Source organism: Flavobacterium segetis, from assembly GCF_900129575.1.
GTDB lineage: Bacteria > Bacteroidota > Bacteroidia > Flavobacteriales > Flavobacteriaceae > Flavobacterium > Flavobacterium segetis.
In genome coordinates, this window is the sequence record NZ_FQWE01000002.1 from 19706 (window position 1) to 32197 (window position 12492).

13 protein-coding genes are annotated in these 12492 nt (G+C 31.8%); 1 reads left to right on the plus strand and 12 read right to left on the minus strand.

Annotation, left to right across the window (positions count from 1 at the left end; all coding sequences use genetic code 11):
• Positions 1-13: 13 nt before the first annotated feature.
• From tsaB to BUA99_RS02450, 3 genes are all read right to left on the minus strand, one after another.
• On the minus strand, positions 14-685 hold the full coding sequence (tsaB, locus tag BUA99_RS02440; protein ID WP_072987821.1) for a tRNA (adenosine(37)-N6)-threonylcarbamoyltransferase complex dimerization subunit type 1 TsaB: 672 nt from the start codon (positions 683-685) through the stop codon (positions 14-16).
• Positions 686-768: 83 nt separating this feature from the next.
• Entirely contained in the window at positions 769-2070 is a 1302-nt protein-coding gene (locus tag BUA99_RS02445; protein WP_072987822.1) for an efflux RND transporter periplasmic adaptor subunit, read from the minus strand.
• A 6-nt stretch (positions 2071-2076) separates the two neighbouring features.
• Positions 2077-3447, minus strand: a complete 1371-nt coding sequence (locus tag BUA99_RS02450) for a TolC family protein (RefSeq protein ID WP_072987825.1) — start codon at positions 3445-3447, stop codon at positions 2077-2079.
• A gap of 194 nt (positions 3448-3641) precedes the next feature.
• On the opposite strand from BUA99_RS02450, the gene BUA99_RS02455 reads away from it, so the two are divergent.
• Positions 3642-5051: a DUF4403 family protein gene (locus BUA99_RS02455; RefSeq protein WP_072987828.1), complete on the plus strand. Its 1410-nt coding sequence runs from the start codon at positions 3642-3644 to the stop codon at positions 5049-5051.
• Between the two features lie 25 nt (positions 5052-5076).
• Here BUA99_RS02455 and BUA99_RS02460 read toward each other — a convergent pair whose 3' ends face one another.
• The 9 genes from BUA99_RS02460 to BUA99_RS02500 form a co-directional block, all read right to left on the minus strand.
• Positions 5077-5277, minus strand: a complete 201-nt coding sequence (locus BUA99_RS02460; protein WP_143151706.1) for a hypothetical protein — start codon at positions 5275-5277, stop codon at positions 5077-5079.
• A 37-nt stretch (positions 5278-5314) separates the two neighbouring features.
• On the minus strand, positions 5315-5857 hold the full coding sequence (locus BUA99_RS02465) for a DUF420 domain-containing protein (RefSeq protein ID WP_072987833.1): 543 nt from the start codon (positions 5855-5857) through the stop codon (positions 5315-5317).
• Between the two features lie 2 nt (positions 5858-5859).
• Positions 5860-6546 (minus strand): SCO family protein, encoded by a 687-nt coding sequence (locus tag BUA99_RS02470; RefSeq protein ID WP_072987835.1) that lies wholly within the window; start codon positions 6544-6546, stop codon positions 5860-5862.
• Positions 6547-6558: 12 nt separating this feature from the next.
• The gene (locus BUA99_RS02475; RefSeq protein ID WP_072988679.1) at positions 6559-7200 is read right to left on the minus strand and encodes a hypothetical protein; all 642 of its coding nucleotides are present in this window, start codon (positions 7198-7200) and stop codon (positions 6559-6561) included.
• A 169-nt stretch (positions 7201-7369) separates the two neighbouring features.
• Complete coding sequence (locus BUA99_RS02480) at positions 7370-7720, minus strand: cytochrome C oxidase subunit IV family protein (protein ID WP_072987838.1); 351 nt, start codon at positions 7718-7720, stop codon at positions 7370-7372.
• An 18-nt stretch (positions 7721-7738) separates the two neighbouring features.
• The gene (locus BUA99_RS02485) at positions 7739-8716 is read right to left on the minus strand and encodes a cytochrome c oxidase subunit 3 (RefSeq protein ID WP_072987841.1); all 978 of its coding nucleotides are present in this window, start codon (positions 8714-8716) and stop codon (positions 7739-7741) included.
• Between the two features lie 42 nt (positions 8717-8758).
• Positions 8759-9346: a cytochrome c oxidase subunit 3 gene (locus BUA99_RS02490; RefSeq protein ID WP_072987843.1), complete on the minus strand. Its 588-nt coding sequence runs from the start codon at positions 9344-9346 to the stop codon at positions 8759-8761.
• 2 nt (positions 9347-9348) lie between these two features.
• Positions 9349-10251, minus strand: coding sequence for a heme o synthase (gene cyoE / locus BUA99_RS02495; RefSeq protein ID WP_072987845.1), 903 nt, complete (start codon positions 10249-10251; stop codon positions 9349-9351).
• Between the two features lie 104 nt (positions 10252-10355).
• Positions 10356-12485: an energy transducer TonB gene (locus tag BUA99_RS02500; RefSeq protein WP_072988681.1), complete on the minus strand. Its 2130-nt coding sequence runs from the start codon at positions 12483-12485 to the stop codon at positions 10356-10358.
• Between the last annotated feature and the right edge of the window lie 7 nt (positions 12486-12492).

Genomic DNA, 12492 nt, shown 5'->3' on the forward strand with positions numbered 1-12492 from the left:
ATTCATTTTGTCCCTATAATTTAGCGGGAGTAGTGATCATAAAATCTTTAAGATAATAGGGTTCAAAGTAAGCTACATCAACAATTTCATTTGCTTTGAATTTAGGATAACTCAAAACACTCATTTCTTTTGCCGATGGATACTTGATATTTTCTAAAAAAATAAAGTTCTTTTTGTTAAGGACTGTTTTACATTTTGCAGCACAGTCTCCAATAAAATAAACAGTTTCTGAAATATGATTAAAAGATTGTTCCGAAATAATTTCAGCTTCCGTTTCCCTTACTTTCAATAAAACTGAATTATAAATTGCACTGTAAACTTCCATTCTGCGGGCGTCAATCATAGGAATAATTAGTCCGTCTTTTTTAGTTACTTGAGAGGCTAGAACTTGCAAGGTATCAATTGCAATTAATGGAATTCCTAAAGCAAAACAAAGCCCCTTTGCAGCCGAAACGCCTATTCGTAAACCCGTGTAAGAACCTGGGCCTTGGCTTACTGCGACAGCCGACAAATCTTTTACCGTTATTCCGGCTTCTGTAATGATTTCTTCTATAAATACATGTAGCTTTTCGGCATGAGAATAACCTTCCTCTGCTATTTCTTTAAATACGATTGTCAAACCCTTTTTTGCTAATGCTACAGAACAGTTTTTTGTGGCTGTTTCAATATTAAGTATATATTCCAATTTTAGATATTATTATAAAATGAAAATCACAATTATAAACAAATATTTATAATTGCGATTTATAAAAGTCCTTTAAGTTAAGGTTATTTTTTGCCTTTAGCTTTATCATTATCAGTTTTCAAGGATACTTTATCTCCAGAGTTCAGATCCTTAGTAACGATTGAATATGGTCCTGTTATAACAACATCTCCCTTTTTTAGTCCAGATAAAACCTCTATGTTCGTATCATCTTGTATCCCTGTTTTAATTACTCTGATTTTAGCTTTATCACCCACTTTTACAAATACGCATTCAAATTTTTTATCACTTTTAGGCATATCTTTTTGCTCTGCATTTGTATCTTCAACAACAATTCCTTTAACTGCTGATGTATCTGATTTAATAACTACCGAACTGATTGGAACTGATAAAACATCACTTTTTGTTTTAGTAATAATATCAACTGTTGCTGTCATTCCAGGTCTAAAAGGAGAATATGTGTCCGCTTTTCCTTCTAGTAAATCTTGATATGATTCCTTCAAAATTCTAACTTTAACTTTAAAATTAGTCACTTGATCAGCAGTTAACGCTGAACTTGCAGAATTAGAAATACTAGTTACAGTACCTTTAAATTGCTTCTTTAAATAGGCATCCACTTCAACATTAGCCTCATCACCTACTTTGATTTTAACGATATCATTTTCATTAACATCAACTTCAACTTCCATATTGTTTAAGTTGGCTACTCTTAATATCTCAGTTCCTGTCATTTGCTGTGTTCCAAGCACGCGTTCACCTAGCTCAACATTTAACATAGAAATAGTTCCATCTGCAGGAGCATATATTGTAGTACGACCTAGGTTATCTTTTGCCTCATTTACTGTAGCTGAAGCACTTTCTACATTAAAATAGGCATTTTGTTTCGCTGCTTTTGCTACTTCGTAAGAACCTACTGATTTATCCCAATCGGCTTTTGAAATAATTCCTTTATCAAACAATGTTTTACTTCTGTCGTAATTCAATTTTGATTCTTTAAACGAAGCATCTGCCTGACTTAGATTTGCTTTTGTACCAGATAAATTTGAAAGAGAGCGATTGTATCCTGAAGTATATAAATCTGGATTTATTTTAACTAATAAGTCGCCTTTTTTTACAACTTGACCTTCTTTTACGTTTAAAGAAATAATTTCTCCGGACACTTCCGATGAAATTTTAACTTCAATTTCAGGTTGAATTTTCCCAGTTGCCGAAACAGTTTCTACAATAGTGATTGGATTAACTTGCGCAATTTCAATCTCAGTACCATTGTCTTTATTGCCTATAACTCCAGTTTTTGAAAGTATAACTAAACCCGCAATGATTACTACGGCTGAACCTATTAAAATATAAATTGTTTTTTTTGACATAATAAATTAGTTTTTGATAAGAGGAATTCCAAAATAGAATTCTAAGATTTTAATTTTAAAAATATAATCGTATTTGGTTCTAAGTACTTCTGATTTTGAATTAGTTAACAGCGTTTGAGATTGATTGAAATCAAAAGAGTTCATTAAACCAACATCGTATTTCTCCTTCGCATAATCATAGGCTCCTTGCCGCGCTTCTACTGCAATGACAGCAGATTCGAATGCATTCAAGGCCCCTTTTGCATCAGCAAAAGCGGTAAATACATTTCTTTGAAGATCTAAATCTTGCTGCTCAACGGCAATTTTCGATTTCTCTAAGTTCACTTTAGATCGATCTACATTGTTTCTTATTGTAAAACCATTAAAAATGGGGATTGACAGTTGTACTCCAAATGATTGTCCTTTATTATTACTAAACTGATTAAAAAATGGATCTGGACTTTTAGTACCAATCAAATTTCCCATTGAATCAAACAAAGGTCTATCTGCGTAAGACACACGACTATTAAAACCATAGAAGCCTTGTAAAGTAGGTTGAAAAGCGCCTTTGGCAATAGCTACATTCTTCTGCGAAATCTCCAAATTTGTTCTCGCAATTTTTAATTCTGTTCTTTCTTCTTTAGCCTTATCATAAATCGCATTGGGTGTTTGACCCAAAATATTATTCTCATCTTTAACCATTATATCATCAGCAACATCAAAATTTTCAAATTCTTTTAACTGTAACAATTGCGCCAAACTTAATTTTGAAATTAATAAAGCGTTTTCGGCAGCGATAATATTTTGATTATTTGATGCAACAGTCGCTTTTATATCTAATAAATCTCCTCGAGGTATTGAACCTGCTTTAACTAATTCCTCTGATCTTGCATATTGCTTTTGATTAATGCTTAATTGCTGCTGTTGAACTTTTAGATTTTCTTTATTAAAAAGAACTTGTAAAAATGCGTTTGCCACATTTAATGCCACATCTTCCTGCATTTTCATTAATTGATATCTAGCGGCAACTATAGAAAGATTAGCTCTGCGTAATGTGTTTTGATTTTGCAAACCTTTGTATATGTCAATCCCCACATTTGCACCAGCAGAGGTAAACTGAGTAGTCTGATTTCTCAAAAGTCCAGTTGTGATATCTTGGTTTAAACCAATATTCCACGAGTGGGAGGCACTTGCATTTAAAGAAGGAAGAAAGTTACCAATAGCACCCCTCCTGTCAATTACAGCTGTTTTAGTGTCAAGCTCCGTTTGTTTAATTGAAATATTATTCTCTATCGCATAAGTAACACATTCTTGTAATGTCCAAATCTTGCTTTGAGAATGTGAAGTAACTGAAAAAGCTACGACCGCAATAAAACTAATAAAAATTCTTTTTTTCATATTTTTTTGAATAAAAGTGCAGTATCACTGCGTAACAAAATTAAGTTTTTCTAATAAAGATACACTTAATAATATAAAATATTTTAGGCACAAATCAATTATAAAACTGTTAGACTTTACAAAGAAGCATTTGTTACAAAAAATTATAGAAAAAGAATTCTTTTGTTAATTTTACAACTTCAATACTTAACAAAATGATAAAAACAAAAATTAAGATATTAACACTCAGTTTATTTTTAGCAATAATAAGTTGTGGCACTATTAATAAAATAGACGCTTTAAGACCGGAACCTGATGACGCTACTCCGCTCGTTTATGAAAATAGTCCATCTTTTATTAACATGCCTATCACAGTACATTTGAAAGATATTGAAAATCAAACTAATTCGCTTTTAAGCGGTCTTATTTATGAGGATAACAATATCGAAGACGATGATATAGAAATGAAAATTTGGAAACTCGCGCCCATAGCAATAAATACCGATAGCAATGAAAAGGGTAACAAAATTAAAATTATTTTACCTTTAAAAGCAATTATTAAATACAGAATTGGCACAAAAAAAATGGGAATCGAAATGTATGATAATAGAGAGTTTAAGCTAAATGGCACCGTAACCTTAATTAGCGATGTTACATTAATAAATTGGAAATTAAATACTAAAACAGAACTAAAATCATTAGAATGGAACGAGAATCCTACAATGACAGTTTTTGGAAAGAATATGCCAATAACATATTTTATTAATCCCGCTATAAAGCTTTTTAAATCTAAAATAGCAAGTAAAATTGATGAAGTAATTGCTAAATCAATGGACTTTAAACCGAATGTTTTAACTGCAATTGAAAAAATATGCGCTCCATTTCAAATGAGTGAAAAATATAATACATGGCTTCGAGTTACGCCAATTGAAATTTATTCTACAACTGCAAAACTTAATAATGATACTTTTTTTTTAGGAATGGGAATGAAATGTACAATGGAAACCATCGTAGGACAAAAACCAGAATCAAAATTTAATGGATCGAACATAATACTCAAACCTTTATCTAAAATACCTGAGGACGTCAATGCAAATATAGTTGCTATTTCTAGCTACAATGAAGCTTCAAGAATTATGACTAAAAATTTTATAGGAAAGGAATTTGAATCTGGATCTAAAAAAGTTAAGGTGGATAGAGTTGCGATTTGGCATAAAACTGGAAAAATGATAATCGCTTTAGACTTGTTAGGCTCTGTAAATGGAACAGTATACCTATCCGGTATCCCAAAATATAATGACCAAACTAACGAAATATATTTTGAACAGTTAAGTTATGTTTTAGATACAAAAAATAAATTAATGCGCACTGCGAACTGGCTAGCAGCAGGACTAATTTTAAACAAAATAGAAAAAAATTGTCGCTATTCCATACAACCTAATTTAACGGAAGGTCAAAATAGTATACTGAATTATTTAAAAAATTACTCTCCACTGAAAGGTGTTTTTGTAAACGGAACTATGAATAAAATTGAATTTAAAAAAATTCAGCTAACCAATCAAGCGATTATTGCATTTTTAAAAATAGACGGAAAGATAGAAGTATCGGTTAATGGACTCGACTAGCAAAAAAAAATGCAACTAAAAACCTTTAACTCGCTTTGTTTTTTTTCATTCGATAAACCGCAAATCCAATTCCTGCCACTAAGATATAAGGAATTACCATCAAATAAACGATGCCATCATTGATAGCCTCAGCCTTTACAGTATCACCTTCACTTGTAAGAGCAGCACGGCACATTGCACATTGCGCATTTACACTCACAGATGAGAGACTTAATAATAGAAACATTAAATAAATTATAGTCTTCTTGCTTTTATTATTTACTTTATTTTGCATAATAGGGAGATATCATTAAAAATACAATTACACCGGTAACGGCAACGTATAACCAAATAGGAAAAGTAATGCGTGCTATTTTTTTATGTTTATCAAATATTTTACCTATTGCTCTAACATAAGTGATTAAAACCATTGGAATAATAATTATCGATAAAACAATATGTGTAAATAAGATGAAAAAATATACATATTTTATAGTTCCTTCTCCGCCAAATTTGGTAGAATCTGAAGTCATATGGTAAGCAACGTACATCACAAGAAATGCAACTGACAAAGCAATTGCACTAGTCATTAATCTTTCATGAAGTTTTCTTTTTCCGTTTTTGATTGCAAAGACAGCCGCAATTAATAATAAGGCTGTTATACCATTTATTGTCGCATATATTGGAGGCAAGAACATTAAAGGTTCTACATCAAATCCAAAATCTTTTAATTTGATCCCGAATAGAATTGCAACTACGATAGGAATTAAAACTGATATTGCTATTATTAGTTTATTATATTTTTGTTCTAAAGATTTACTTTCCATTCTTACTCTTTTAATAAAATATTAATATCCTGCTGTAAGTTTCTTACTCCTATTTTATCTAATCCGTCATAATATAAAATAGGATTGCCAAAATCATCATTTCTGCATCGAATGTATCCCTCTTTATCAATTAGTGCAAATAAACCCGAATGCTCAAATCCACCTGCAACTTTTTGGTTTTCTCCTGCATATAGGTTGAAACCTTTATTTGCTAAATTGTAGATATACTCTTTATCCCCAGTCAAAAAATTCCAGTTAGTTGACTTAACTCCTAGTAATTTAGCATGTTCTTTTAAAGCCATTGGAGTATCATTTTTAGGATCAATGGTAATTGAAATAATGCCAAAATTTGGATTTCCAAAGAATGTCTTTTCTAAAATAAGCATACTTTCATTCATCTTAGGACAAATAGTAGGACATTTAGAAAAGAAAAACTCTAGTACATAAACTTTGCCTTTGTATGTCTCATTAGTTACTAGTAGATTATCTTGATTGGTTAATTCGAATTTTGGGACAGCTCCAATTTTAACTAATTTATCGTCATTAGATGTCACTGGCTTAACACGATCCAGTCGCTCCCCTTTAACAATACTACCGTTTTGGAATCTTTCAACTATTTTAGGAATCGCATAGATTCCAAAAAGCAAAATGATAAATGAAATTCCTATGTATGATTTATTTTTAAGCATGAGCGTTCAAAATTAAATTTTTCTACTTGCGTTGTTATTTCGTTTAAATGCAGCACGATATTCATAGAGAATTACCTTGAAATCGTCTTTCATCTCATTGCTAAGTTCGGCTGGATGAAATGTATTATAACCTTCCTTACTATCTTTATCTTTTTTTCGACCTCGCAAATTCCGTTTCTTGTCAATGATATAAATCTTAGGAGTACCTAATTTATCATCTAACTTTTCCACTAGATTAAGCTGCGCATAATAAGCTTCAATATCTTTGGGGGAAGCAAAAACAAATTTCCACTGCGCCATATCAGTAAAAGCTCCTAGAGCTTCAATAACTTTTTTCGCATCATTTTCAGTTCCTATTGGACATATATAAACGAATTGAACGTCTCTGAACTTATGATAGGTTTGATAAATTTTTTGGTTTAAATTAAATAAATTTCCCCTAGTGTTTAGAAGATCATATCCTGAAAAACCTAAGATAGTGATCTTGCCTGTGAGCAAGACTTTTTCTCCATTTAGAGCTTGCCAATTACCAAATTCAGCTGTATTCGACTTTAATGTCGGCAGTTTTGTATATCCATTAACGCCTGATGCAAAAAACAAATAGGCAACAATGGGTAATATAAAAAGAACAAAAAGAACAATATTTTTTTTCATTTCTAACATTTTTTGAGTTGAACTACCCCAACAAAACTTTTTGATATAATGTCAAATCATCAGTTTTTAATGATTTTAAAACCAAAAGAATTGATAATAGGACGCAATTAGAGGGTATAAAAAAAGGTACCCGCCAAAACAGATACCCTCCTAATAAATTACTGGAAATTTAAAAATTCCAAGTAATACTAGAATTTTTAAAAACCTCATAAATATAATGACCTTCAGTTAAAAGTATAAAGAGTAAATAAATAATTAAGAAAATTAAAGGGTAAACAACTGAACTTCTTAACCAATTACTCTCGCCTTCTATGTGCATAAAAGCCCATACAATATAATAGGCTTTATACACCGTAAGCGCATAGAAAATCCAATTAAGCAAATTCATACCTAAAAGGTCTCTCATGAAAAGAAAATCTGGTTTAACTATCCCTAATATAACTTCAACTACAGTAACTGCTGATAAAATTCCAAATACTTTCCAGATTCTACCTGTATTTGATACGTGTACGTGTGACATAATGATTGATATATAAAATTAAGCTAGATAAAAAACTGTGAATACAAAAACCCAAACCAAATCAACAAAGTGCCAATATAGACCTACTTTTTCTACCATTTCATAACTTTTTCTTTTTTCATAAGTTCCAACAAGAACATTAAAAAAGATAATGATATTAATAATTACACCAGAGAAAACGTGAAACCCGTGAAAACCGGTGATAAAGAAGAAGAAATTTGCAAATAATTTATTCCCATATTCATTACGAACTAGATTAGCACCTTCAACTACATAACGAGCTTCTCCTAATCTTGCTTCTGAATCTGCTCTAGATAAAATTGTCTTTTTCTTTTCTTTGGTCACAAATTCAGTTCGTATTAGTAATTCAGGATGTGCTTTGAAACCCTCTTGAATTTCAGCAACAGTGTATGTCGCCAGTGGCGCTTCAGCCATAAACCACATTCCTTTGCTTCGTGTCAACTGCTCGCGATCACCTTTCAGGTCAGCGGCAAAATCAGCTAATGCAACACGCTTGCCGTCTTTATCAACAAACTGTAATAAGCCACCGCCTTTTGTTTCAATTGCTCCATATTCACCTTTGATAAAGTTTTTCCATTCCCACGCTTGTGAACCTACAAATATTAAACCACCAATAATGGTTAAAAACATATAAAGAACCACTTTGTTTTTTTTCATTTGATGTCCTGCATCAACAGCTAACACCATCGTAACAGATGAAAAAATCAAAATAAAAGTCATTAATGCAACATAATACATAGGAGCATCAACACCATGAAGAAAAGGAAAGTGAGTAAACACCTCATCTGCTATTGGCCATCTTTCAATAAACTTAAATCTTGAAAAACCATAAGCAGCTAAAAATCCTGAGAACGTTAATGCATCAGATACGATAAAAAACCACATCATTAATTTGCCATAATCAACCCCCATCGGTTCATTATTGCCATCCCAAATTTTTTCTCCACTATTAGCAGTAGTACCTGTCGATTCCATAAATGTTATTCGTTAAAAAGTTCACAAATTTACGTTTTTTTCTTATTTAAAGAAATATAAAAACAAAAACAAATAAACCCATAATATATCAAGAAAGTGCCAGTACATTGCACCTAGTTCAATTCCAAGGGTTTGAGATGAATTGTATTTTTGTTTAAAATGATTATAAATTATAATAAGAAGAGCTAACACTCCACCAGCAAGGTGAATTAAGTGTACAACCGTAACGACGTATAAAAAAGTAGTTGTAATTGAGCTACCACTTCCTGTAAAGTAGTAACCTTGTTGTACTATTTGATTAAATCCTACAAATTGTAAAACTACAAACAAAATACCTAATGCTAATGTCGACAAAAGAAATACTGTTGTTTTTCCTTGCATATTCTTCATTATTGACTTTTTAGCAAAATGGAAAGTAGCACTACATCCTATAATCGCTAATGTGCTCCAATAAAACGCCGTTGGTAGTTGAAAATCTTTCAACCAATCTACGCGTGATTTACTCACTACAAAAGCACTTGTTAAACCTGCAAACATCATAGTCATACTGACCATTGAAAACAATAAAATCAATTTATATGATCTTGCTGTTCTGGATTTTTGCTCTTCTACTGTCATTATCATCTCCATAACTATCTTAAAAATTTATCTGTTATATAAACTAATTGTAATAATGTAATATATAAAACACTAACTAACATTAAAGTTCTCGCCGCTTTTGGGGTTCTCAATTTATACAATCGAATAGCATAAAATAGCATCCATAATCCTAATAAAAATACGACGACTGCTGCTATAGGTGTTATAAACAAGCGGCCAGTATATCCAAAAACTGGCAATAATGACGCTAAAATTAGCCAAACTGTGTAAAGTATAATTTGTAATGCTGTTCCCTTGTCTTTTTTACCAGTTGGCAACATGAAGAAACCTGCTTTTTCATAATCATCGTACAAAAACCAACCAATAGCCCAAAAATGTGGAAACTGCCAAAAAAACTGAATTAAAAATAAGGTTCCTGCCTCAATTCCAAATTCTCCCGTTGCGGCAACCCAACCTAACATAAACGGAATTGCTCCCGGAAAAGCACCAACAAAAACGGACAATGAAGTCATAGTTTTTAGAGGAGTATAAACGCTAGTGTATAAGAAAATTGAAATTGCCCCAAACATAGCTGTTTTAGGATTTATTGAATAAAGCAAAATAATTCCTATAATTGTTAAAAGACTAGCGACAATTAAACCAACTGTGCCTGACATTCTACCAGCTGGAACAGGACGGTTTTTTGTCCTATCCATTAATGCGTCTAAATCCTTCTCAATTACTTGATTGAAGGCATTAGAAGCGCCCACCATACAATAACCGCCAATTGATAATTTCAACAAAACGATCCAATTGAGTGATTGAAAATCAGTTATACCAAGCATAAAACCCGCTATTGACGAAAAAACAACACTAATAGCAAGTCTTGCCTTAGTGATTTCGCGGAAATCAATATAAACCGATTTAAAAAAAAGGGTGCTCTGTGTTGCGTTCAATACTAATGAATATTTGCTTTATGAAATCTTTTGCAAAACTACGTCAACTAAAGGGATTTGACAAAAAACAATTCATAAAAAGAAATTAAAAACGCAATTAATAATTAATAGTCAAAATACCAATTAAAGATGTCTGCTCTTAACCCAATACTAAACCAATTTGCACTCTCTTTGATTGAAGACGCAGTATTTTTAGTCGGATCATTACTTCTAGAAATTAAACTTGCATATAATTTTAAGTTCGTTGCTGGATTTACTAAATATCCTGCCTGAAAATCAGCAATAAAAATAGAAGTCGTATTCCCTTGACCTACTTTCACGCCCTTGTCTAAAGCTCTTTTTTCATCATAATCCTTATAGATATTTCCACCATAATTTAAGTCGTCTTCCATGGTATCAAAATCGAGTCCACGCGTTCCTAGTGTGATTTTTGCATCAGCAAAATAACGTCCCTTATGATATCGCGAAATAACTACAAATTCTCTAAAATTTCCTCCCCATTGATGACCCATACTTTGATTATTATGACCATAATTTGTTATTGGCATGCTATGAGAGTACACATAAGGACGAACTTGATTGTACTCTACTTGCAACAACAAATTATCAATTTTAAAAGCATTAAAATACTTTACACCTAATTGATATCCGTATTTATTTTTCCAGCTATTGTCTCCACTTTTGATATCTCCTAATGAAAATTCATCTAGAATAAATTGACCATAAAAATTAATTTGATTACTCCACTTGTATTTATAAGTTAATCCTAAAACAGCATTACCACTTCGAGCTGAAGATGCAAATTCAACTGATCGATAAAATATAATTGGATTAACAAAACTAGCATCAAAACCTCGATCATTAGTATTAGTCCAGATCACCGACTCAAAAAAACCAAGATTTAATCTATTTGAAACGTTCCAACTTAAATAATGATTTGCCATAAATTTTGTGGCATACGTTCGATCAAGAGTAACTTCTGGCCTAACATCTTTAAGCCACATATACGTATTAGTATATTTTATTTTCCAGAATTTCGTATTCAATTTAAAATAAGGATAAGGACTTGCTCCATCACTTTCTAATAAAGATCGGTATCCATCTCCTATAAAATTTCTGCCGTACCCTAACTGCAAATCGATATGTTTACTAGGTGCAAAAGTCAAATTGGCTTCAGCCAAAGGAAAATCATAAGAATCTGTTTTAAAATCTTTTGCAATACCCATACCTGGTATAATCGCTGGATTTCCACCGGCAGGTTTAATTGTTTCTGCATAGCGATTGTAATAATCTGCAAAACGCCCTTGACTTTCAAAAACAGTCGTCGTAAAATTTAAATTAGAGCCTAACCCTCCACGAAAATTAATTCCACGAGTATTCACATAGGTATAAGAAGCTTCACTTTTAGAAGCTTTACCAATCTGTAAATCTAATATTGGATTGAGCGAAAACCAATAGTCTTCGCCTTTGATTTCAACTGTATTTTCGTTCCATAACTTCCTTTCCCACCAGCTCGAAGCCATCTTCTTTAAATTTTCATTTACGGATTTTAAATTGTAATATTTTGAGACTTCAGCGTAAGTATACGGCTTAGATGCGGTATGACTATTACTTCCCACTTGATTTAATGAACCATCAAATTGGGAATAATAGCTGTGCGAGAAAGGAATGTTTAAATGACTTTCAAACTCTGGATTATCATAGTTTTTGTAAACCATACTATCTAATTCAGTTCGTTTGTTAGTATAATTAGGCTTAAATTCTGCTTGTGCCAAAGTTTGAGCTTCTATAATTGCTCTTGACTTTAAAGGAACATTAATGGTAATCGTAAATTTAGAATAAGTAGGCTTACCATTGTAAGTGGCTGGTTGAATTTTAGGTATACTACTGAAAACTCTTTTAGTCTCGTTTATCAATGTCTCATCAGAAGCATCAGCATAAATGACGTTAAAAGCACCATTAGAATCCACTTCAAAAAGAACTTTAACTTTTCCCTGAAATTCACTTTGCTGTAATTTTCCTGGGACTTCAAAATTTTCAAAAACAAAATCTTGAACTTGATTATAAAAACAATTCTCTAAATTTATAAATTGCACGCTTTTACAATCAGGAAAAACAGGAAAACGTTCAGCAGAATTAGCTGACTGAACTTTAACACTATTTATTTCTTGTGATGAAATAGAATAACAAAAAATCAATGTAAAAAATAAAAAAAAGGTCTTGTTTATGTTCATTATCGCA